This is a genomic window from Pseudomonas sp. J452, from assembly GCF_024666525.1.
GTDB lineage: Bacteria > Pseudomonadota > Gammaproteobacteria > Pseudomonadales > Pseudomonadaceae > Aquipseudomonas.
Genome location: NZ_CP088294.1, coordinates 1,405,076 through 1,426,274 on the forward strand (window position 1 = coordinate 1,405,076; position 21,199 = coordinate 1,426,274).

A 21,199-nucleotide genomic window follows, 5' to 3' on the forward strand; every position below is an offset into this window, starting at 1 on the left:
TACTGCAGTACGCTGCGCTTAAAAGCTGCGGGGCGCCTTGTCTGGCCTTAGCCCAGAAGATCTTTTCCGGTGTTGGGCTCGGTCGAGGTAGGGCCGAGCTCTAAGTTGAAAGGTCCGCCCTTCGGGGCCGGCTCCTTGTGAGCCACACCTGCGGCCGGGTTTCTTAGGAAACCCGGCCGTTTGCTTTTTCGCGGCCAGACAATGGAAAGGACATGGCTATGCGTTGGGGTACCTATTTCGCCGTCAGCTCGGCGGTGATCATCGTTGGCCTGGCCCTGGGCGTGACTCTGCCACTGGTCTCGTTGCGCCTGGAAAGCTGGGGCTATGGGCCGTTCGCCATCGGTGTGATGGCGGGCATGCCGGCCATCGGCGTACTGCTGGGCGCTCGCCTGACCGGGCGCCTGGCCGGCTGGCTGGGTACGCCGCGCACCCTGCAACTGTGCCTGCTGGCCAGTGCGGTGTCGGTCGGCCTGCTGGCACTGTTGCCCAGTTACCCGCTGTGGCTGCTATTGCGCTTGCTGATTGGTGTTTCCCTGACCGTGGTCTTCGTCCTCGGCGAGAGCTGGATCAACCAGCTGGTCGAAGAACGCCTGCGTGGGCGCCTGGTGGCGCTGTATGGCACCGGCTTCGCTCTCAGCCAACTGTCTGGTCCGCTGCTGCTGACCCTGATCGGCAGTGAGGGCGATCTGGGCTTCTGGCTGTCTGCCGGGCTGCTGGTGGCCGGCTGCAGCGTGCTGTTCGGCCACAGCGGCGCACCCAGGGTCGACGCGCACAGCGCCGCCGGGCGCGGGTTGCTGGTGTTCTGCCGCAAGCTGCCGGCGATTGCCTGGGCGGTGGTGCTGTTTGCCGCCTTCGAGGCCATGGTGCTGACCCTGCTGCCGGTGTACCTGCTGCGTGAAGGCTTCGATCAGCAAACCGCGCTGCTGATGGCCAGCGTGGTGGTGGTTGGCGATGCCCTGTTGCAGTTGCCGATCGGCCTGCTGGCCGACCGGGTGCCGCGCGAGTTGCTGTTCCGCATCTGTGGCGTGGTGTTACTGCTGTCCAGCCTGGCTATCCCGCCACTGCTTCACACGCCGCTGATCTGGCCGTTGCTGGTGTTGTTCGGGGCATCGGCCGGTGGCCTCTACACCCTGTCGCTGATCCTGGTCGGGCAGTTCTACCGCGACGATGCGCTGGTCCGCGCCAATGCCCACATCGCCCTGCTCTGGGGTGTCGGCTGCCTGCTCGGGCCGCTGTCCACCGGTGCCGCCAGCCAGTGGCTGAGCGGCCATGCACTGCCCCTGCTGATGGCCGCCGGTGCGGCGCTGTTCGTCTACCTGGCCTGGCAGCGCGCGGCGTTCCGCGCCCCGCAAACCCTAACCGGCGACTAGGCGCCGGCCAACTCGGCCTGCAGCGTGCAGGCTGTCTCGCCGACCGTGCGCACGGCCTGCTCGATCAGGCTGCTGTTGGTGGTCGAGAAGTTCATGCGCAGGCAGTTGCGGTACTTGCCGGCGGCGGAAAAGATGCTGCCGGGGGCGATCTGCACCTGGTGTGGCAGCAGCAGGCGGTTCAGGCGCTGACTGTCGAAACCCGCCTCCAGCTCGACCCAGAGCATGAAGCCACCCTGCGGCTGGCTGGCCCGCGTGCCTGGCGGGAAGTATTGGCTGACCCAGTCGGTCATCAGCTCGCGGCCGCGCGCGTACTGGCTGCGCATGCGCCGCAGGTGCGGCTCGTAGTGGCCGCCGGCGATGAACTCGGCCAGCGCCAGTTGCGGTAGCTGGGCGCTCATGCCGGTGCTCATGTACTTCATGTGCAGCACCCGCTGCAGGTAGCGTCCGGGGGCGATCCAGCCGATGCGCAGGCCCGGCGCCAGGGTCTTGGAGAAGGAACTGCAGAGCAGCACGCGGCCGTCTTCGTCGAACGACTTGATGGTGCGCGGGCGCGGGTACTTGTAGGCCAGCTCGCCGTAGATATCGTCCTCGATGATCGCCACGTCGTAGCGCTGGGCCAGGGTTAGCAGGGCGCGTTTGTTGGCCTCCGGCATGATGTAGCCGAGCGGGTTGTTGCAGCTCGGGGTGAGCTGGATGGCCTTGATCGGCCACTGCTCCAGGGCCAGTTCGAGGGCCTCCAGGCTGATCCCGGTGAGCGGGTCGGTGGGCAGCTCCAGGGCCTTCATGCCGAAACCCTTGAGCGCCTGCATCACGCCGTGGAAGCTCGGCGAGTCCACCGCGACGATGTCGCCCGGCTCGCAGACGGCGCGGATCGCCGTGGACAGCGCCTCGTGGCAGCCGGTGGTGATGACGATGTCTTCGAGCGGGATCTGGCAGCCGGAATCCAGCACCAGGCGCGACACCTGTTCGCGCAGGCCGGGGTCGCCCAGCACGCTGCCATAACTCAGCTCGCGGATGCCCTGGCGGCGGCTCAGGCGCGACAACGAGCGCAGCAGCGGTTTGAGGGTCGGCGCGGCGATATCCGGGATGCCGCGACCGAGCTGTACCAGCTCGCCGCCGGGCGGGTTGCTGATCAGTTCCAGCACCTGGTCCCACTGCGATACTTCCACCGGACGCTGGGCGGCGCGGCTGACCATCGGCAATGCCGGGCGCAGCCTGGCCTGCGGCACGAAGTAGCCGGACTTCGGCCGCGGCTCCACCAGGCCGTCGTCCTCCAGCTGGCGGTAGGCCTGCTGCACGGTACTCAGGCTCACACCGTGCTCCTGGCTGAGGGCGCGCACCGAGGGCAGGCGGTCGCCGGGGCGGTACAGGCCCTGCTCGATGCGGGTGCCGAGCAGTTCGGCCAGGTTCATGTAGAGCGTCATGACAAATGGGCTCCTGCGCTGCAGGTCAGACAATACAGATGAGGCAAGAATAGACCATTCAGTTGCCTGTGATGGCTTTCTGTATGTAGTTAAAACTGTCATTTTGAATCTGTATTGCCATGTCTCGAACGCCGATCATGGTCTCCCAAGGGCGGACCAGGCTGCGGAGGACAGGGTCATGCGCGAATTGAGCGATCTGTATGTGGGTGTGCGTGAGCGTGAGGAGCAGAGCGGGCGTCTGCCGCTGCGCGAGGTGCGCAGTCGTTGGCAGCTGTTCTGCCGGCGCCTGCATACGCGCCGCCAGTTGCTGCAACTGGATGCCCGTCAGTTGGCCGATATCGGCCTGACCGCCGAGCAGGCGCGCAAGGAAGCGACCCGGCCGTTCTGGCAGTTGCTGCGCTAAGAGCCTGCTCAAAGGCAACTGAGAGTTGCTGTAGGAGCGAGCTCTGCTCGCGAAGCCAACAGCGCAAAGCTTCGCGAGCAGAGCTCGTTCCTACGAAGTGCCAGGGCGTGCAGCGCTTAGACCAGGCCGACCGCTTCTTTCAGCCGATACCAGGCCATACCCAGCGCCAGCAGCGGAGAGCGCAGGTGCTTGCCACCGGGGAAGGTCATGTGCGGCACCTTGTCGAACAGTTCGAAGCCGCCGCCCTGTTGGCCACTGATTGCTTCGGCGAGCAGCTGGCCGGCCAGGTGGGTGGCGTTCACGCCGTGGCCGGCGTAGGCCTGGGCGTAGAACACGTTGGGCTGATCCTTGAGCCGGCCGATCTGCGGCAGGCGGTTGGCGCCGATGCCGATCATGCCGCCCCACTGGTAGTCGATCTTCACGTCTTTCAGGTGCGGGAACACCTGCAGCATCTTCGGTCGCATATAGGCGGCGATATCCGCCGGGTCGCGGCCCGAATAGTGGCAGGCGCCGCCGAACAGCAGGCGGTTGTCGGCGGACAGGCGGAAGTAGTCCACCGTCACGCGCTGGTCGCACAGCGCCATGTTCTGCGGGATCAGGTTGCGCGCCTGGGCCGGCGACAGCGGTTCGGTGGCGATCACGTAGCTGCCGGCTGGCAGTACCTTGCCGCCGATCTTGTCGTTGAGGCCGTTGAGGTAGGCGTTGCAGGCCAGCACCAGGGTCTTGGCGCGCACTTGGCCGCTGGCGGTGTGCACCGTCACTTGCGGGCCATAGTCGATGCGGGTGACCGCCGAGTGTTCGAACAGTCTGACGCCGAGCGATGCGGCGGCGGCCGCCTCGCCCAGGGCCAGGTTGAGCGGGTGCAGATGGCCGGAGCCCATGTCGATCATGCCGCCGGCGTAGCGGTCGGAACCGACCACCTGGTGCATCTGCTCGGGCTGCAGCAGGCGCAGCTCGTGGCGGTAGCCGAGGCTTTCCAGCTCGGCCTTGTCTTCGGCGAAGTCGTCCAGGTGCGCCGGCTTGTTGGCCAGGTCGCAGTAACCCCAGGTCAGGTCGCAGTTGATGTTGTACTGCTCGACCCGGCGGCGGACGATTTCCACTGCTTCCAGGCCCATCAGCTTCAGATTGCGCACGCCTTCCTGGCCGATCACCGAAGCGAACTGCTCGACGCCGTGGCCGACGCCGCGGATCAGCTGTCCGCCATTGCGCCCGCTGGCGCCCCAGCCGATCTGGTGCGCCTCCACGAGCACCACCGAGAAGCCCTTCTGGGCCAGCTCGATGGCGGTATTCAGGCCGGAGAACCCGCCACCGACAATGCACACATCAGCCAGCTCCTCACCCGCCAGCGGCGGGTAGGCCAGCTGCTGGTTGGCAGTGGCGGCGTAATAGGAGGATGCGTGCTGGTCACTGTGCACGGCTGGCTGTTGCGGCTGGTGAACGCGGGCGTTCATGTGCGAAATCCTGTTTGAGGTGTTGTTAAAATTTGACGCAGGATAAGCGCGGGACTCGCCGCTAGCCAAGAGGGGTGGCGGTAAAAACTGTTTTTCCCTGTAGCCGGTCGTCGCTCGGCGGCGCAGGGCAGGGGCGGGCGGTTAATATGCGCGGGTCTTTTGCCGAGCGCTGCCGATGAGCTGTACCAACCGCAAGATCGATCACCTGCGCCGGCAGATCCCGTCTTTCGCCTGCGTGCCCGGCTGCCACGATTGCTGTGGCCCGGTGACGGCCTCGTCCGAGGAACTGGCGCGCCTGCCGGTGAAAAGCGATGCCGCGCACGATGCCGCGCTGGCCGAGTTCAACTGCGTGCACCTCGGCCCGCAGGGCTGCACGGTGTATGACCAGCGTCCGCTGATCTGCCGGCTGTTCGGTACCACGCCGACCTTGCCCTGCCCGCGTGGCCAGGGGCCGGAAACGCCGATCGAGCCGGCGGTCGAGCGCCAGGTACACCAGCTGATCGCCAGCACCCGCCAGCGCCTGGTGTGAGGATCGGCGGTGGAAAACGCTGCGCGGTTTTCCACCCTACGCGAACTCGCAGACTTTGTAGGGTGGATAACGCTTTGCTTATCCACCGCCCTGCTAACAGCCCTGCCACCTCACTCCGGCACCGGCAGACTCAGGCTCTCCTTCACCTCTTCCATGACGATGTAGGACTTCGATTCGCGCACATGCGGCAGCTTGAGCAGGATGTCGCCGAGCAGCTTGCGGTAGCTGGCCATCTCATTGATCCGCGCCTTCACCAGGTAGTCGAAGTCGCCGCTGACCAGGTGGCACTCCAGTACGTGCGGCAGCTTGAGCACGGCGCGGCGGAAGTCCTCGAAGGTGTCGCCGGACTTGTAGTCCAGGCTGATCTCGACGAACACCAGCAGGCTGGCCTTGAGCTGCTGTGGGTTGAGGCGGGCGTGGTAGCCCATGATGATCCCTTCGCGCTCCAGGCGGCGTACGCGCTCGGTGCAGGGGGTGGTCGACAGGCCGACCCGCTCGCCCAGCTCGGTGAAGCTGATGCGGCCGTCCTCCTGCAGAATGCGCAGGATATTCCGGTCGATCTTGTCCAGCTCGCGCCGGCTTTGGTGTTGGGTTCTCATGGGGGATATCTCTGTGAAAGCCGCGAAGGTTCCAGTATTCGTCGGCAAATATAGCGACGAACCCAGCGGAAAACACTGGCCAGGCGAAACGCCTTGATCTTGTCGGGGGTGGCCGCCACCCTGAGTGACAAAGGATTTCGTCGAGGTTTGCACCATGCCGTCGCGCCACAAGGGACGTCGCCTGCTGGGCAGATTGCTGCTGGCACTGCTGTTGCTGGTGGCGCTGCTGTGGCTGGCCTGGCGCTGGCTGCTGGCGGCGCAGGGCATCAGTCAGCTGGACTGGCAGGGCCTGCAGCTGTCGGGCGCGGGGCTGCAGGTGGACAGCCTGTTGCTGGTGCGTGACGGCAGCGACGGTAGCCGTGTGCAGGTAAGCGCCAGCGCCCTGCAACTGGCCTGGCCGCAACGGCTGCAGCAGCGCCTGTATCTGCCCGAACTGCGCAGCCAGGCGCTGCAACTGAGCTGGCAGGCCGGGCAGGGCGAGAGCGCGGCAGACGCTGATCCGCAGGCGCTGCTCGACAGCCTGGCCTGGCTGCCACGACAGCTGACAGTCGACCAACTGAGTCTGGAATTACCCTGTGCCACCGGCCGCTGCGTGCTGCTCGGCAGCCTGCAACTGCAGCATGGCGGCGCCCTGCAACAGCCGGCCGAGTTGCGCCTGCAGCTGCAGACGGGCGCGCGCAGCCTCGAGCTGCAGGCGCACCTGGAGCAGCGCGAGGGCCAGTGGCAGTTGCGCGCCGATGCCCAGCTCGACCGCCAACCGTTGCTGACGCTGCGCAGCGCATTGCGCGAGGAAGCCGCCGTCAGTCACTGGCAAGGCGAGCTGGAGCTGGTGCAGCTGGCCGATAGCCGCGGCCTGTTCGTCTGGCTGCAGCAATGGCAGACCACCGACCAGCGCCTGCTCGATACCCAGGCGTCTTTGCGCCTGCAGGCCAGCTGGCAGCTGGCTTTGGCCCCCGGCGCGAGCCTGCTCGATAGGCAGCGCTTGCGCGGCGCCAGCGGTACCTTCAGCGCTGCGCTGCAGCTGCAAAGCCCGCTGCTGGAGTACCAGAACCTGCGCGCCGAAGGCCTGGCGCTGACGCTCAAGGTGGACGGAAAACTTGCCGAGCAGCAGTTGCAGGTCAGCCTGCTGCCTTCGTCCAGCCTGCAGGCCAAGCGCCTGCAGCTCGCCGCCGATCTGCGCGTGCAACAGCTGCAGGCCAAGCTGGCCGGGCTGTCCCTGCAACTGGGTGGCAGCCCGAGCCTGAGCGGCCCGCTGCAGCTGAGCGTGAGCAAGCTGGAACAGGCCGAGCTGCTGCCCCAGGCCTGGCAGTTCAGCGGTCAGCTGCAGGCCAGTGCGCAGCAGCAACGCTTGCAGGGCGCCTTGAGCAATGCCGCAGGGCTCAGCCTGAGCGTCGAGGGTGAGCGCGACGCCCAAGGCGCGCTGCAGCTGTCCGCCGAGCTGGCCGAGCTGTTCTTTCGCGCCGGTAATCCTTTGAGCCAGACCTTTCGCGCCTGGCCGGAGCTGCTGCAGATCGGCAACGGCCGCCTGCTCGGCCAGGCCAGCCTGCAGTTGCCGCTCGGCGCGCCGCTGCTGCTGGATCTGGCCCTGCAGTTTCAGGGGCTCGCCGGGATCTACGACCGCAGCGAGCTGACGGGACTGGATGGCGAGCTGAAGGCGCAACTGCGCGGCGACCAACTGAGTCTGGAGCTGCCGCAACTGAGCTTGCAGCAGCTCAACTCCGGCGTGTCGGTTGGCCCGTTGCAGCTGCAGGGCCGCTACGTCGCCCGTCTGGGTCAGCTGTTGCAGGGCCAGCTGTCCTGGCAGACGGCGCAGGCCGCACTGCTGCAGGGCCTGGCCTGGCTGCCCGCCGGGCAGGTGGACCTGGCCCAGCCTAGCCAGCGCCTGCAATTGCAGTTCAAGGATGTGCAACTGGAGGAGATTTTCCGGGTCTACCCTGCAGAGGGGTTGGCCGGGCGCGGCAGTTTGCGCGGTGAGCTGCCGCTGCTGCTGGACGCCGCCGGCCTGCGCATCGAACAGGGTCAGATGGCTGCCCAGGCGCCGGGTTACCTGCAGTTCCGCTCGGAGAAGATCCGTGCCCTGGGCCGCAGCAATCCCGGTATGCAGCTGGTGGTGGATGCCCTCGACAATTTCCACTTCGAATTGCTCGACAGTGCCGTCAGCTATGCTGCCGACGGCAAGTTGCAACTGGCGCTGCGCCTGCAAGGGCGCAACCCGGATGTGGAGAAGGGCCGGCCGATCAACCTCAACGTCAATCTGCAAGAGGACATCCCGGCCTTGCTGACCAGTCTGCAGCTCACCGACCGGGTGAGCGAAACCATCCGCCAGCGTGTGCAGCAACGCCTGCGGCAACGCAATGATCCGCAGAAGGAGAACTGACCATGCGCCTGCGCGCCCTGCTGGTCATCCCGTTGCTCGCCGGCCTGAGCACCGCCTGCACCCCCACGGTGCAGCTGGCGATGCCCAGCGAGCCGATCAACATCAACCTCAACGTGAAGATCGAGCACGAGATCTACATCAAGGTCGACAAGGCCCTGGACTCGATCATCAACGAAGACAGCGGCCTGTTCTGAGCCACTGCAAGGAGCCATTCATGAAGCTGCAACGCACCCTGGCCTGCGGCCTGCTGGCCCTGAGCCTCAGCCTGCCGGCCCTGGCGATGAATCTCAACGAGGCGATGAGCGCCCTCGGTTCGGCCAAGAGCAGCGGCCAGTTGGGCGAACAACCCGACGGCTACCTCGGCGTGGTCAGCCCCGGTGGCTCGGCCGAGGAGATCGCCAAGTTGATCAACCAGGCACGCCAGGCCGAATACCAGCGCCTGGCCAAGGACAACGGATTGCAGCTGGGCGATGTGGAAGCCCTGGCCGGGCAGAAGGCGCTGGAGAAGACCCCCTCCGGGCAGTACATCCAGCTCAACGGCAAGTGGCTGCTCAAGTAGCCCGGGACGGGCGCTCGTCGGGCTCTGTCAATTATTCCGCTGCGCGAGTTTTACCTGCTGTTTTATCGCCAAGCCCCATTAGGTGGTTGTCTGGCTCTCCGTAAAAGGCTTATTTGCCGGAAATTATCGCCAAATAAGCCCTTCTAAACAGTGAATAACACTGCTGTTGTCTTCCTATACTGCGCTCAATCGTGCTCAGTAAAACAAACGCCAGCGAAAGCTCGCGACGAGGGAGACAATCATGCGTGTTCTGGTTCTTGGCAGCGGTGTGATCGGTACCGCCAGCGCCTATTACCTGGCTCGTGCCGGCTTCGAAGTGGTGGTGGTCGACCGCCAGAACGGCCCGGCCCTGGAAACCAGCTTCGCCAATGCCGGGCAGGTCTCCCCCGGCTACGCCTCGCCCTGGGCCGCTCCGGGCGTGCCGCTGAAAGCCATCAAGTGGCTGCTGCAGCAGCACGCACCGCTGGCGATCAAGGCCACCGCCGATATCGACCAGTACCTGTGGATGGCGCAGATGCTGCGCAACTGCACTGCCAGCCGCTACGCGGTGAACAAGGAGCGCATGGTGCGCCTGTCCGAGTACAGCCGCGACTGCCTCGACGAGCTGCGTGCCGAGACCGGCATCAGCTACGAAGGTCGCCAGCTGGGCACCACCCAGCTGTTCCGCACCCAGGCCCAGGTCGACAACGCGGCCAAGGACATCGCCGTGCTGGAAGCCTCCGGCGTGCCCTACGAGCTGCTCGACCGCGACGCGATTGCCCGCGTTGAACCGGCCCTGGCCGGGGTCAAGCACAAGCTGGCCGGCGCTCTGCGCCTACCCAACGACCAGACCGGCGACTGCCAGATGTTCACCGCCAAGCTGGCGGAGATGGCCGTGGCGTTGGGCGTGCAGTTCCGCTTCGGCTGCAACATCGAACGCCTGGACCATGCCGGTGACCGTATCAATGGCGTGTGGGTCGACGGCAAGCTGGAAACTGCCGACCGCTATGTACTCGCCCTCGGCAGCTACAGCCCGCAGCTGCTCAAGCCGCTGGGTGTGCGTGCGCCGGTCTACCCGCTCAAGGGCTATTCGCTGACCGTGCCGATCACCAACCCGGCGATGGCCCCGGCGTCGACCATTCTCGACGAGACCTACAAGGTCGCCATCACCCGTTTCGACAACCGCATCCGCGTCGGCGGCATGGCCGAGATCGCCGGTTTCGACCTGAGCCTCAACCCCAAGCGCCGCGCCACCCTGGAAATGATCACCACCGATCTCTACCCGCAGGGCGGTGACCTGCGCCAGGCGGAATTCTGGACCGGCCTGCGCCCGGCCACCCCGGACGGCACGCCGATTGTCGGTGGCACCGCCTTCCGCAACCTGTACCTCAACACCGGACACGGTACCCTTGGCTGGACCATGGCCTGCGGCTCCGGTCGCTTCCTCGCCGACCTGATGGCGAACAAGCGCCCGCAGATCAGCGCCGAAGGCCTGGATATTTCCCGCTACAGCAACACCAAGGAGAGCCACAAGCATGTCCATCCAGCGCCTGCGCACTGAAAAGCGCTACAGCGAAATCGTCATCCATAACGGCACCGTGTACCTGGCGGGCCAACTGGCTGACGACTACGCCGGCGATATCCGTGAGCAGACCCGCCAGACCCTGGCCAACATCGACCGTTTCCTCGCCGAAGCCGGCAGCGACAAGGCCAAGATCCTCTCGGTGACCATCTACCTCAAGGACATGGCCGACTATGCCGGCATGAATGAGGTCTACGACGCCTGGGTCGCCGAGGGCGCCGCCCCCGGTCGCGCCTGCGTCGAAGCCAAGCTGTACGACCCGCGCGTACTGGTCGAGATGATGGTGATCGCCGCGCAATCCTGAACATCCCTTTGGCCCGGCACCCCCGCCGGGCTTTTTTTAATCTGAAGAAGTTCCAGCCATGCGTCCCGCCCGTGCCCTGATCGATCTGCAAGCCCTGCGCAACAACTACCAACTGGCCCGCGAAGTCAGCGGGGCGAAAGCCCTGGCGGTGGTCAAGGCCGATGCCTACGGGCATGGCGCGGTGCGCTGCGCCCAGGCCCTGGCGAGCGAAGCCGACGGTTTTGCCGTGGCCTGCATCGAGGAGGCGCTGGAGCTGCGCGCAGCGGGGATCACCCAGCCGATCCTGCTGCTGGAAGGCTTCTTCGATGCCGACGAGCTGGTGTTGATCGAACAGCATGCGCTGTGGTGCGTGGTGCATTCGAGCTGGCAACTGGAGGCCATCGAGCGCACGCCGCTGCAGCGGCCGCTGACCGTCTGGCTGAAAATGGATTCGGGCATGCACCGGGTCGGCCTGCATCCGGCCGAGTACCGCGATGCCCATCAGCGCCTGCTGGCCAGTGGCAAGGTGGCGAAGGTGGTGCTGATGAGCCACTTCGCCCGCGCCGACGAGCTGGACTGCCCGCGCAGTGCGGAACAACTGGAGGTGTTCGAGTGGGCCCGTGCCGGCCTGCAGGCGGAAGTCAGCCTGCGCAACTCGCCGGCTATCCTCGGCTGGCCGAGCGTGCCCAGCGATTGGGTGCGCCCCGGCATCATGCTGTATGGCGCCACCCCGTTCGAACAGGCCCAGGAACTGGCTGCGCGTTTGCAGCCGGTGATGACCTTGGAATCCAAAATCATCAGTGTGCGCGAGCTGCCGGCCGGCGAACCTGTGGGCTACGGTGCACGCTTCGTCAGCGAGCGGCCGACCCGCGTCGGCGTGGTCGCCATGGGCTATGCCGACGGTTACCCGCGGCATGCACCGACCGGCACGCCGGTCATGGTCGATGGCCAGCTGACCCGTCTGATCGGTCGCGTGTCGATGGACATGCTTACCGTCGACCTCACCGATCTGCCCCAGGCCGGGCTCGGCAGCCGGGTCGAGCTGTGGGGGCGCAATGTACTGGCCAGCGACGTGGCACAGGCGGCGGGCAGCATTCCCTACCAGCTGTTCTGCAACTTGAAACGGGTGCCGAGGCTCTATTCCGGGAGCTAGTTGACAGCCCGCGAAGGATTTGCAAACACGCTGTTGTAAATACTGAACACTGTTGCCATGATACGGCCAACTTTCCGTATCTGCTCCTCAAGGAGGACTCCAGCATTGGACGTCGGTGTTCGACTGCAATCCATTCGCAAACTCAAAGGCCTATCCCAGCGTGAACTCGCCAAGCGGGCGGGCGTCACCAATAGCACCATTTCGATGATCGAGAAGAACAGCGTGAGCCCCTCGATCAGCTCGTTGAAAAAGGTGCTTGGCGGCATTCCCATGTCGCTGGTGGAATTCTTCTCCCTCGACGTGGAGCAGGATAACCAGGCGCAGGTGGTGTACCGGGCCGACGAACTCACCGATCTTTCCAGCGGCGCCGTGACCATGAAGCTGATCGGCAAGGCGCATCCCAGCCGCGCGATCACCTTCCTCGACGAGACCTATCCGCCCGGCTCCGATACCGGCGACGAGATGCTCAACCATGACGGCGAAGAAGCCGGCATGCTGGTTGAGGGGCGTCTGGAGCTGACCGTTGGCGCCGAGGTGTTCGTCCTCGAGCCGGGCGACAGCTACTACTTCGACAGCACCAAGCCGCATCGCTTCCGCAATCCGTACGATCGCCCGGCGCGACTGGTCAGTGCGACCACGCCAGCGAACTTCTGAGTGCGCACAGGGCTTGCGGTGTGAGCCGCAAGCCTAATACCCCTGCGACAACATGGGTTGTTCCGGCCGGCTGACCTAACCGTTATACTGCGCCGGCTCGCGTAACCGTGGCCGCGAGCGTGACTAGCCACAATGAGGGTGTACCGTGAACCTGATCAAGAAGATGCTGGCGGCACAAGCTGCCGTATTGGCCCTGTGGGCTGTGAGCGCTCAGGCTGCGACCAATGACGAAATCGCCGAGCGCCTCAAGCCGGTCGGTGAAGTCTGCGTCCAGGGCGAAGAATGCAAAGGTGTTGGTGCCGTTGCCAGCGCAGCGGCCAGCAGTGGCCCGCGCAGCGGTGATGACGTGATCGCTGCCCATTGTGGCGCCTGCCATGGTGCTGCCGCAGCGGCCATGGGTGCCCCAGGTATTGGCGATGCCGGTGCCTGGAAGACTCGCGCTGGTGCAGCCGGTGGGCTCGATGGCCTGCTCAAGCATGCAATCAGCGGTATCAACGCCATGCCGCCGAAAGGCACCTGCGCCACCTGCTCGGATGACGAGCTGCTGGCTGCCATCAAGACGATGTCCGGCCTGTAACAGACCGGTATCGCAAGAAAAACCGCCCTCGGGCGGTTTTTTTATGCCTGCACTTTGCTGGCTGCCGTGCACGCAGGTCTTACTGCTTGCCGAATAACCGGCTGAGCAGGCCGGGTTTCTTCTGCTGCTGGAGCAGCTCTTCGGCCAGTTCGCGGGCCTCTGGTACCTCGGCCGTCACGGCTTTCTGCAGCCAGGCGAGCGCCTCTTCCTGGCTGTGTTCATCGTCCAACAGCAGTTCGGCCAGGGTCAGGTAGGCGTATTCAAAGCCTGCTTCGCAGGCCAGCTGCAGCTGTTCGCGGGCCTTGTCCAGGTTAGTCGGGCAGCCCAGGCCGTATAGGTGCATGCGCCCCATCCGCCAGTGTGCGTAGCTGTTGCCGAGGCCGATGGCGTGCTGGTAATAGCGCTGGGCCTGGGCATAGTCCTCGCGTTGCTCGTAGAGCCAGCCCAGCTGATTGGCGCTCTCGTCACGCCCACCAAAGCGCCAGGCCTCCAGGTAGTGCTGCAGGGCCAGATCCGGATCGCCCACCGGCGGTTCCTGGTCGAACAGCAGTCTGGCCAGCTCCAGGTGGGCAGCACGATGACCGCGCTCGGTAGCCAGCTGCAGGTAGTGACGCGCCTGCATCAGGTCGGTCTCACAACCCCGGCCATGGCGGTAGCAGTCACCCAGATTGCGGGCGGCCAGGGCCGAGCCGGCGTCGCTGGCGCGCTGGAAATAGGCGAGGGCGCCGGCGTGGTTCTGGTCGGCGTTGTCCAGCAGGCAGCCGAGGTCGTTGAGCGCATCATGGTTACCCAGCTCGACCGCACGCAGCAGCAGCGGGCGGGCCTTCTCGTAGTCCTGTGCTTCCAGGGCAGCCAGGCCGCGGCGGTGGCTGTCCAGGGCTTGCCAGAGATCGCCCGCGCTGTTGTGCAGACAAGCCTGCTGCACCTCGCTGAGGCCGAACTGGGCGTAGCGGTCGACGATCTGCAGGGCGCGCTCGGCGGCCAGTGGCTGGCAGCTGCCGTCTTCCTGCAGGAGCCAGGCCTGCTCGGCGTGGAACACCAGCGCCAGCTCATCGCTCTGTACGAAGCGGCGCTCGGCGGCTGCCTGGTCGAGCGGCTCGCGCAGCCACTGGCCCTGGCTGTCGAGGATGCCCCAGCGGCCCTCCAGGCAGGCGTTGAAATAGCCGTCGTGCAGGTTCGCCAGGCGCTCGAAGCGCGGTTCCACTGTCCAGCCGGGCTGAGCTCCGCCACGGTACAGGCCCCAGCGCTTGTGCTCCTGCACCAGGCAATAGTGGCTGCCGTCGGCGCTCCGGCAGCCCTGCTGCAGCTCGATCCGGGCATAGGTGCAGGGCAGCAGCCAGCGCTCGTCCTGGTGGCGATAGAGGCCGTACTGGCGGTTGTCGTGCACCCGCCAGGCCTGCATATCGTGCAGGTAGTCGAGTGCCTGGTACTCGCCGGGCAGCAGGGCCTGGCCCTGCTCGTCGAGGGCACGCCACAGCCACTGCTTACCCTCGCGACGGCGAATCAGATAGGCCTCGCCGCCTTCGACCAGGCTGACGCTGTTGATGTTGTCCAGGCCGATGGCGCCAAGGTCGTGGAAGCGGGTGGTGAGCAGGTGCTGCGGGCCCTGCGCCGGTTTCACGCTGTAGTAGCCCTCGTAGGCGTGGATCTGCTGGTACTGGGCCGGCAGCATCCAGCGGCCACTGGGGTCGATCGCCCCCCAGAGCTCGCCCTGCTGCACGCTCCAGTAGGCGCCGGTGTAATCCAGCGCCTCGCCGCCGTCGAACTGGCAGGGCACCGTCACCCGACCCTGGCGATCGATCAGGCCGTAGCGCCCACCTTCGGTGATCAGTGCATGCTCGCCGACGAAGTCGAAGGCGTCCTCGAACTGGCAGGCAATCACTTCGCGACCCTGGCGGTCGACATAGCCGAAACGCTGGTCGTGCTGCACGCAGGCCAACCCGCTGTGCCAGTCGAAATCGAAGAAGGCCTGGTAGTGCGGCGCGATCAGCACCTGGCCGCTGGCATCGCGCAGGCCATAGCGCTGGTTCTCGCAGAAGATCTGCGGTTCGTCCTCGTCCTGGCTCGGCAGCATCGAACCGAGCGGTTCCCAGCCGTAGTCGTAGTTGTCCAGATTGAGTACGGCGCGGAAGCTGCCGGCCCAGGGCGCGTCGACGCCGGGGCAGTTGTCCAGCAGCAGTGGGTTGTCGCAGGCGATGGCCTCGCGGATGCAGGCGTTGGCTTGTTCGATCTCGCCGAGCAGCGCCTCGGCCTGCTCGCGGCGCTCGTCGTCGGCCATGTTGAACACGTCCCAGGCATCCAGGTGGAACCAGGCGTGGTTGGCACGGCTGTCGAGCAGCTGGAAGATCTTCTGCCGGGCCGTGTGGAAGGCCTCGACATCATCCAGCAAGCTGCCGGCGTGGCGCTCGATGAAATCGTAGAAATCGCGCAGGGCCTGGATGCCGGCTTTGGCCTCGGCGTACAGGCCTTCCTCGCTGCCGGGGCTGTTGTAGCAGTTGGCGCCGACGAAGGGCGCCGCGCTGAACAGCGGTTGCAACAGCAGCGGCAGTTCGTAGCCCCACTCCATCAGGGGCAGGCAGTCGTCTTCGTCGCTGCCGACGACGGCCTTGTTGTACAGGTACATGCGATGGGACATGGCGCGCTTCCTTGCGATACGGCGAAAGCGCGCAGTCTAGCCAAGCCGCCGTCGCGCGGCTGTGCGCTCCGTCAGCGCTTGAGCATGGCGCGCATATTGGCCAGAGCGTCGTTGCCGCGCGCGGCCTTGACCTCCACCGGCGCGTCTTCCTGGCCTTCCCAGACCAGGTCTTCCGGCGGCAGCTCGTCGAGGAAGCGGCTCGGCGAGCAGTCGATGATCTCGCCGTACTGCTTGCGCTTGGCGGCGAAGGTCAGCGTCAGGTTGCGCTTGGCGCGGGTGATGCCGACATAGGCCAGGCGCCGTTCTTCCTCGATGGTGTCGGATTCGATGCTGGAGCGGTGCGGGAGGATCTCCTCCTCGAAGCCGATGATGTACACCGAGGGAAATTCCAGGCCCTTGGAGGCGTGCATGGTCATCATCTGCACGCCCTCGGCGCCGTCTTCCTCTTCCTGCTGGCGCTCCAACATGTCGCGCAACACCAGCTTGCCGATGGCGTCCTCGACAGTCATGTCGCCCTCTTCGTCCTTGTCGAGGGTGTTCTTCAGCGCCTCGACCAGGAACCAGACGTTGCCCATGCGCGCGTCCGCGACCTTGTCGCTGGAGGCGTTCTGCCGCAGCCAGCTCTCGTAGTCGATGTCCATCACCATGCTACGGATGGCGCCGATCGGATCGGTGCCGGCACACAGCTCGCGGATCTTGTCCATGTAGCGTTTGAAGCGGCTCAGGCGCTCGGTGTAGCGATTGTCGAGGTGCTCGGCCAGGCCGATCTCGTCGCTGGCGGCGTACATGCTGATCTTGCGCTCGGTGGCGTAGTTGCCGAGCTTCTCCAGGGTGGTCGAGCCGATCTCGCGGCGCGGCACGTTGATCACCCGCAGGAAGGCGTTGTCGTCATCCGGGTTGACCAGCAGGCGGAAGTAACTCATCAAATCCTTCACTTCCTGGCGGGCGAAGAAGCTGGTGCCGCCGCTCAAGCGATAGGGAATCTGGTGGTGCTGCAGCTTCAGCTCCATCAGCTTGGCCTGGTAGTTGCCGCGATAGAGGATGGCGAAATCGCTGTACGGCCGCTCGGTGCGCAGGTGCTCGGTGAGGATTTCCAGGGCCACGCGCTCGCATTCGGCGTCTTCGTTGCGCGTGCGGATCACACGGATCTCGTCGCCCATGCCCATCTCCGACCAAAGCTGCTTCTCGAAGGCGTGAGGGTTGTTGGCGATCAGGGTGTTGGCGCATTTGAGGATGCGGCTGGTGGAGCGGTAGTTCTGCTCCAGCATGACCACCTTCAGCGACGGGTAGTCCTCTTTCAGCAGCATCAGGTTTTCCGGGCGCGCGCCGCGCCAGGCGTAGATCGACTGGTCATCGTCGCCGACTACGGTGATCTGGTTGCGCATGCCCACCAGCAGCTTCACCAGCAGGTACTGGCTGGAGTTGGTGTCCTGGTATTCGTCAACCAGCAGGTAGCGGATGCGGTTCTGCCACTTCTCCAGGATGTCCTTGTGCTCCTGGAACAGCTTCACCGGCAGCAGGATCAGGTCGTTGAAGTCCACCGCGTTGTACGCCTTGAGCGTGCGCTGGTAATGCAGGTAGACGATGGCGGCGGTCTGCTCCTTGGGCCCGCGGGAATTGGCCAGGGCCTCCTCGGGCAGGATCAGGTCGTTCTTCCAGCTGTCGATGTAGCTTTTGATCTCGTCGGCGCCATCATCGCCGGCGTATTCCTTCTGCATGATGTCGGTCAGCAGGGCCTTGATGTCGCCGTCGTCGAAGATCGAGAAACCCGGCTTGTAGCCCAGCGCCGCGTATTCCTTGCGGATGATGTTCATGCCCAGGTTGTGGAAAGTCGACACGGTCAGGCCGCGCGCCTCGGCGCCCTTGAGCAGCGTGCCGACCCGTTCCTTCATCTCGCGCGCGGCCTTGTTGGTGAAGGTCATGGCGACGATGTGGCGGGCCTGGATGCCGCATTTCTGCACCAGGTGGGCGATCTTGCGCGTGATCACGCTGGTCTTGCCGGAGCCTGCACCGGCGAGCACCAGAAGGGGACCGCCGACGTAGTTCACGGCTTCTTGCTGCCGGGGATTGAGTCGGGACATGGCGAAGGTATCAACGAGGGGAAAACCAGGCGCGCATTCTAGCAGGCCGGGCACGGCGCCGGGCCGCTGCCCGATGACCCGCCTGGCCGGGCTTCACTCTCAATAAAAAGCTTCAATAGTGTGCGCTAAGTCTCTATTTCTAAAGATCAAGTACGTTTGTTCCGATTGCTGGCGGTTGCCCCTGCTATGCCTTTGCCGCAGGATGCGCAGAAAGCTGCACAGTGATGCGCAAACACGAGACGCCGAGTCCGGCGCACGCAGACGAGGTAAGTCTGTCTTCTGACCTGGGGAGGTCGTTTGTCCGCGCTTGTCGAACCTTTGCGCCTGGTCCTGCTGGCTGAACAGCCGGAATGGGCCCCCCTGCTGCGCAGTCGACTGGAGGCGTTGGGCAGCGCTTACCCGCTGATTACTGCGCCGACCTGGGAGGCTGCCAGCAGCCTGTTCGACGACCCCGTTACGGGCCTGTTGCTGACCACCCCCGCCTGCCTGCCCGAACCCGGCCACTGCCCACTGCCCATCGTGCTGCTGCTCGACAGCGAGCCCGAGCAGGCGCCTGAGGATGTCTACGACTGGCTGGTGCGCGACAACCTGAGTGTCGACATGCTGCGTCGTTGCCTGCGCTATGCGCGTGAACGCAGCCAGCTGCAGAACACCTTGCAGCGCCTGGCCGAGCAGGACCCGCTGACTGGCATCGCCAACCGCCTGGGCTTCCATACCCTGCTGGCGGCGCACCTGGCTGAGTTCCATGGTCGCGGCCTGGCCCTCGGCCATCTCGATCTGGATAACTTCCGCCATGCCAACGACGCCCTCGGCCACCAGGCCGGCGACCGCCTGATCCTGCAGGTGGTGGCGCGGCTCAAGAGCCAGCTGGAGGCGGGTGACCGCGTGGCGCGTCTGGGCAGCGACGAATTCGCCCTGCTGATCGACACCCGGCGCGATCCGCAGCGCGCGGAAAAGATCGCCGAACGCATCACCGAGGCCCTCGCCGAACCCTACTGGGTGGATGGCGAGAGTCTGCTGATCGGCTGCAGCCTGGGCATCGCCCATGCGCGTGCGGATGCCGGCGCCGACCCGCTGATGTGGCACGCGCATATCGCCATGCAGCAGGCCAAGGCGGCCCAGGGCTGCACCTTTCACGTCTTCGACGAGCGCATCAACCGCGGTGCGCGCAGCCTGGCCGACCTGGAAAGCGAGCTGCGCCGCGCCTTGCGCCGCGACGAGCTGGAGCTGCATTACCAGCCGCGGCTGTGCCTGCAGAGCGGGCGCATCGTCGGTATCGAGGCGCTGGTGCGCTGGCGCCATGCCGAGCGCGGCCTGCTCGGCCCGGACGAGTTCGTGCCGCTGGCCGAGGAAAGCGGGCTGATCGTGCCGCTGGGTTACTGGGTGATCTCCCGTGCCCTGCGCGACATGCAGTGGCTGCGCGGGCGCGGGCTGCCGGCGTTGCACATGGCGGTCAACCTGTCGTTCCGCCAGTTTCAGGACAGCCAGTTGCTGGCCACCCTGCAGCGTTTGATCGAGGAGCGCGGGGTGGATGCCCAGTGGCTCGAATTCGAGCTGACCGAGACCGCCGTGATGCGTCGCAGCGACCAGGTGCAGCAGACCATGCAGGCCCTCGGCCGGCTCGGCGTACGCTTCTCGCTGGACGACTTCGGCACCGGCTTCTCTTCCTTCGTGCATCTGAACAACCTGCCGATCACCCTGCTGAAGATCGACAAGAGCTTCGTCGGTGGCATGGGCGAGCGCGCGGAGAACCGCCAGCTGGTGCGGGCGATGATCAACCTGGCGCACAACCTCCATCTGGAAGTGGTCGCCGAAGGCGTGGAAAACGCCGAACAGCTGGCCCTGCTGCGCCAGTTCGGCTGCGACCAGGTGCAGGGCTACCTGATCAGCAAGGCCCTGCCGCTGGCCGACCTGGCGCGCTTCCTGGTGTTCGGCGTGCGTCAGCCGCTGCTGTCTGGCCTGCCTTCGTAGGAGCGAGCTCTGCTCGCGAAGCGGTTGCGCGCCTGTTTGTGGTCAATACGTAGCCCGGATGCCATCCGGGAAAGCAGGCCACTCGGTCCCCCGGATTGCATCCGGGCTACGACAGGCAGGTCTCTGCGATGGCCGGTTTTGGCCGCAACAGGCGCGCAGTCTTCCACTCGAAACCCAGGGTCAGGCCGATCGCCGCGCAGGCCAGGCCGCCCGCCAGGCCCCACCACACCCCTTCGGCGCCCCAGCCCAGGGGGAAGGCCAGCGCCCAGGCCAGCGGTGCGCCGATCAGCCAGTAGCAGCCGAGTCCGACCCAGAAGGTGGTCTTGCCGTCCTTGAGGCCGCGGATGGCGCCCATGGCGATGGTCTGGATGCCGTCGAACAGCTCGAACCAGGCTGCCACCGCTAGCAGACTCACGGCCAGGGCGATGATCTCGGCGAAGTCCGGGTTGTCGAGGTCGAGGAACATCCCCACCACCCACTGCGGCGCCAGCCAGAACAGCAGGGCGAAGCCGAGCATGCAACAGGCGCCCAGGGCGATACCCAAGCGTCCAGCGCGGCGGGCCTCAATCAGGCGGCCGGCGCCGAAGTGCTGGCCGATACGGAAGGTGGTGGCGTAGGAGATCCCCACCGGCACCATGAAGGCCACGTACACCGACATGATCGCCACCTGGTGTGCGGCCAGCGCCTGGCTGCCGATGGCGCCCATGCTCAGGGCGGCGAAGGCGAACAGGCCGGACTCCACCGCGTAGGTGCCGCCAATTGGCAGGCCCAGGCGCAGCAGCTCCTTGAACTCCGCCAGGCACGGCTTGAGCAGACCGCGGCGCAGCGGGTAGGCGGCGTAGGCCGCATGCCCGGTGAGGTGCCAGGCCAGCAGCAGCGCCATGGCGCTGCTGACCAGCGCGGTGACCAGGCCGATGCCGGCTAGACCCAGCGGCGGCAGGCCGAACCAGCCGTGGATCAGTACATAGTTGAGAACGAAGTTGGCCACGGCACCGCCGATGCTGATGGCCATGACCGGGCCCGGCCGGCCGATGGCGGCAGTGAAGCCGCGCAGGGCCATGAAGCTGAGATAGCCGGGCAGGGCGAACACTAGGGTCGCGAGAAACTGCTGGGCGCCGGCGATGTTGTGTGGCTCCTGGCCGAACTGGGCCAGCAGCGGGCCGAGGTTCCACAGCAGCAGGCCGGCGCCCAGGGCCAGGCCCCAGGCCAGCCACAGGCCGGTCTGGGTCAGGCGGGTGACGCCGGGGTTGTCTTCGGCGCCATGGCGGATGGCGACCAGGTTGCCCACCGCTGCCAGCACGCCGACGCAGAAGATCGAGACGAACGAGTAGCTGGCTGCGCCGAGGCCGCCGGCAGCCAGTTCGGCGGGGCCGAGCCAGCCCATCATCAGGGTGTCGGTGAACACCATCAGCACATGTGCCAGCTGTGCGGCGATCAGCGGGCCGGCCAGGCGGACGAGGGCGAAGAGTTCCAGGCGGGCGGCGGATGACATGATTCTGACTCAGGTAGATGGCTTGCCGGACAAATCCTGTACGGCGGAGAATGTCGCCATTCTCCTGAGCCAAGCGAGTT

At 65.7% G+C, this 21,199-nt stretch carries 18 protein-coding genes; 12 read left to right on the plus strand and 6 right to left on the minus strand.

What is annotated here, in order from left to right:
* Window positions 1-218: 218 nt before the first annotated feature.
* The gene (locus LRS11_RS06300; RefSeq protein ID WP_260496873.1) at window positions 219-1,370 is read left to right on the plus strand and encodes an MFS transporter; all 1,152 of its coding nucleotides are present in this window, start codon (window positions 219-221) and stop codon (window positions 1,368-1,370) included.
* Here the strand turns inward: LRS11_RS06300 and LRS11_RS06305 are convergent.
* Window positions 1,367-2,794 (minus strand): PLP-dependent aminotransferase family protein, encoded by a 1,428-nt coding sequence (locus tag LRS11_RS06305; RefSeq protein WP_260496019.1) that lies wholly within the window; start codon window positions 2,792-2,794, stop codon window positions 1,367-1,369. The two genes, LRS11_RS06300 and LRS11_RS06305, sit on opposite strands and share 4 nt — an antisense overlap.
* Before the next feature lie 178 nt (window positions 2,795-2,972).
* Between LRS11_RS06305 and LRS11_RS06310 the strand changes: the two genes are divergently transcribed.
* Window positions 2,973-3,197 (plus strand): DUF1127 domain-containing protein, encoded by a 225-nt coding sequence (locus LRS11_RS06310; protein ID WP_260496020.1) that lies wholly within the window; start codon window positions 2,973-2,975, stop codon window positions 3,195-3,197.
* A gap of 116 nt (window positions 3,198-3,313) precedes the next feature.
* Here the strand turns inward: LRS11_RS06310 and LRS11_RS06315 are convergent, their stop codons facing one another.
* Complete coding sequence (locus LRS11_RS06315) at window positions 3,314-4,648, minus strand: FAD-binding oxidoreductase (RefSeq protein WP_260496021.1); 1,335 nt, start codon at window positions 4,646-4,648, stop codon at window positions 3,314-3,316.
* 175 nt (window positions 4,649-4,823) lie between these two features.
* Here LRS11_RS06315 and LRS11_RS06320 point away from each other — a divergent pair, with 175 nt between their 5' ends.
* Complete coding sequence (locus LRS11_RS06320) at window positions 4,824-5,177, plus strand: YkgJ family cysteine cluster protein (protein WP_260496022.1); 354 nt, start codon at window positions 4,824-4,826, stop codon at window positions 5,175-5,177.
* A 110-nt stretch (window positions 5,178-5,287) separates the two neighbouring features.
* Here the strand turns inward: LRS11_RS06320 and dadR are convergent, their stop codons facing one another.
* Entirely contained in the window at window positions 5,288-5,776 is a 489-nt protein-coding gene (gene dadR, locus LRS11_RS06325) for a transcriptional regulator DadR (RefSeq protein WP_173211121.1), read from the minus strand.
* A gap of 154 nt (window positions 5,777-5,930) precedes the next feature.
* On the opposite strand from dadR, the gene LRS11_RS06330 reads away from it, so the two are divergent.
* The 8 genes from LRS11_RS06330 to LRS11_RS06365 all read left to right on the plus strand — a co-directional run bounded on the left by LRS11_RS06330 (window position 5,931) and on the right by LRS11_RS06365 (window position 12,940).
* Window positions 5,931-8,153, plus strand: a complete 2,223-nt coding sequence (locus LRS11_RS06330) for a YdbH domain-containing protein (protein ID WP_260496023.1) — start codon at window positions 5,931-5,933, stop codon at window positions 8,151-8,153.
* Window positions 8,154-8,155: 2 nt separating this feature from the next.
* A complete protein-coding gene (locus tag LRS11_RS06335; protein ID WP_260496024.1) occupies window positions 8,156-8,347 on the plus strand; it encodes a YnbE family lipoprotein in 192 nt (63 codons plus the stop codon).
* Window positions 8,348-8,367: 20 nt separating this feature from the next.
* Window positions 8,368-8,712, plus strand: a complete 345-nt coding sequence (locus LRS11_RS06340; RefSeq protein WP_260496025.1) for a YdbL family protein — start codon at window positions 8,368-8,370, stop codon at window positions 8,710-8,712.
* A 241-nt stretch (window positions 8,713-8,953) separates the two neighbouring features.
* Window positions 8,954-10,252, plus strand: a complete 1,299-nt coding sequence (gene dadA, locus LRS11_RS06345; protein WP_260496026.1) for a D-amino acid dehydrogenase — start codon at window positions 8,954-8,956, stop codon at window positions 10,250-10,252.
* On the plus strand, window positions 10,227-10,577 hold the full coding sequence (locus LRS11_RS06350; RefSeq protein ID WP_260496027.1) for a RidA family protein: 351 nt from the start codon (window positions 10,227-10,229) through the stop codon (window positions 10,575-10,577). Before dadA ends, LRS11_RS06350 begins: the two co-directional genes overlap by 26 nt.
* Window positions 10,578-10,635: 58 nt before the next feature.
* Window positions 10,636-11,709, plus strand: coding sequence for an alanine racemase (alr, locus tag LRS11_RS06355; protein ID WP_260496028.1), 1,074 nt, complete (start codon window positions 10,636-10,638; stop codon window positions 11,707-11,709).
* A 105-nt stretch (window positions 11,710-11,814) separates the two neighbouring features.
* Window positions 11,815-12,363, plus strand: a complete 549-nt coding sequence (locus LRS11_RS06360) for a cupin domain-containing protein (RefSeq protein ID WP_260496029.1) — start codon at window positions 11,815-11,817, stop codon at window positions 12,361-12,363.
* A 145-nt stretch (window positions 12,364-12,508) separates the two neighbouring features.
* A complete protein-coding gene (locus tag LRS11_RS06365; RefSeq protein WP_260496030.1) occupies window positions 12,509-12,940 on the plus strand; it encodes a cytochrome c5 family protein in 432 nt (143 codons plus the stop codon).
* A gap of 79 nt (window positions 12,941-13,019) precedes the next feature.
* Here the strand turns inward: LRS11_RS06365 and LRS11_RS06370 are convergent, their stop codons facing one another.
* Both LRS11_RS06370 and rep read right to left on the minus strand, forming a co-directional pair.
* Window positions 13,020-15,575: an SEL1-like repeat protein gene (locus tag LRS11_RS06370; RefSeq protein WP_260496031.1), complete on the minus strand. Its 2,556-nt coding sequence runs from the start codon at window positions 15,573-15,575 to the stop codon at window positions 13,020-13,022.
* Window positions 15,576-15,646: 71 nt separating this feature from the next.
* Window positions 15,647-17,656 carry a DNA helicase Rep gene (rep, locus tag LRS11_RS06375; protein WP_260496032.1) on the minus strand — a complete coding sequence of 670 codons (2,010 nt, stop codon included), beginning with the start codon at window positions 17,654-17,656 and terminating at the stop codon, window positions 15,647-15,649.
* Window positions 17,657-17,953: 297 nt separating this feature from the next.
* Between rep and LRS11_RS06380 the strand changes: the two genes are divergently transcribed.
* Window positions 17,954-19,627, plus strand: coding sequence for a bifunctional diguanylate cyclase/phosphodiesterase (locus LRS11_RS06380; RefSeq protein WP_260496033.1), 1,674 nt, complete (start codon window positions 17,954-17,956; stop codon window positions 19,625-19,627).
* A 106-nt stretch (window positions 19,628-19,733) separates the two neighbouring features.
* On the opposite strand, the gene LRS11_RS06385 is transcribed toward LRS11_RS06380, so the two are convergent.
* Complete coding sequence (locus LRS11_RS06385; RefSeq protein WP_260496034.1) at window positions 19,734-21,119, minus strand: NorM family multidrug efflux MATE transporter; 1,386 nt, start codon at window positions 21,117-21,119, stop codon at window positions 19,734-19,736.
* Between the last annotated feature and the right edge of the window lie 80 nt (window positions 21,120-21,199).

Excerpts from the sequence above, each read along its gene's own strand:
- LRS11_RS06300 (WP_260496873.1), top strand. The coding sequence starts at position 219 with ATGCGTTGGGGTACCTATTTCGCCGTCAGCTCGGCGGTGATCATCGTT.
- LRS11_RS06305 (WP_260496019.1), bottom strand. The coding sequence starts at position 2,794 with ATGACGCTCTACATGAACCTGGCCGAACTGCTCGGCACCCGCATCGAG.
- LRS11_RS06310 (WP_260496020.1), top strand. The coding sequence starts at position 2,973 with ATGCGCGAATTGAGCGATCTGTATGTGGGTGTGCGTGAGCGTGAGGAG.
- LRS11_RS06315 (WP_260496021.1), bottom strand. The coding sequence starts at position 4,648 with ATGAACGCCCGCGTTCACCAGCCGCAACAGCCAGCCGTGCACAGTGAC.
- LRS11_RS06320 (WP_260496022.1), top strand. The coding sequence starts at position 4,824 with ATGAGCTGTACCAACCGCAAGATCGATCACCTGCGCCGGCAGATCCCG.
- dadR (WP_173211121.1), bottom strand. The coding sequence starts at position 5,776 with ATGAGAACCCAACACCAAAGCCGGCGCGAGCTGGACAAGATCGACCGG.
- LRS11_RS06330 (WP_260496023.1), top strand. The coding sequence starts at position 5,931 with ATGCCGTCGCGCCACAAGGGACGTCGCCTGCTGGGCAGATTGCTGCTG.
- LRS11_RS06335 (WP_260496024.1), top strand. The coding sequence starts at position 8,156 with ATGCGCCTGCGCGCCCTGCTGGTCATCCCGTTGCTCGCCGGCCTGAGC.
- LRS11_RS06340 (WP_260496025.1), top strand. The coding sequence starts at position 8,368 with ATGAAGCTGCAACGCACCCTGGCCTGCGGCCTGCTGGCCCTGAGCCTC.
- dadA (WP_260496026.1), top strand. The coding sequence starts at position 8,954 with ATGCGTGTTCTGGTTCTTGGCAGCGGTGTGATCGGTACCGCCAGCGCC.
- LRS11_RS06350 (WP_260496027.1), top strand. The coding sequence starts at position 10,227 with ATGTCCATCCAGCGCCTGCGCACTGAAAAGCGCTACAGCGAAATCGTC.
- alr (WP_260496028.1), top strand. The coding sequence starts at position 10,636 with ATGCGTCCCGCCCGTGCCCTGATCGATCTGCAAGCCCTGCGCAACAAC.
- LRS11_RS06370 (WP_260496031.1), bottom strand. The coding sequence starts at position 15,575 with ATGTCCCATCGCATGTACCTGTACAACAAGGCCGTCGTCGGCAGCGAC.
- rep (WP_260496032.1), bottom strand. The coding sequence starts at position 17,656 with ATGTCCCGACTCAATCCCCGGCAGCAAGAAGCCGTGAACTACGTCGGC.
- LRS11_RS06385 (WP_260496034.1), bottom strand. The coding sequence starts at position 21,119 with ATGTCATCCGCCGCCCGCCTGGAACTCTTCGCCCTCGTCCGCCTGGCC.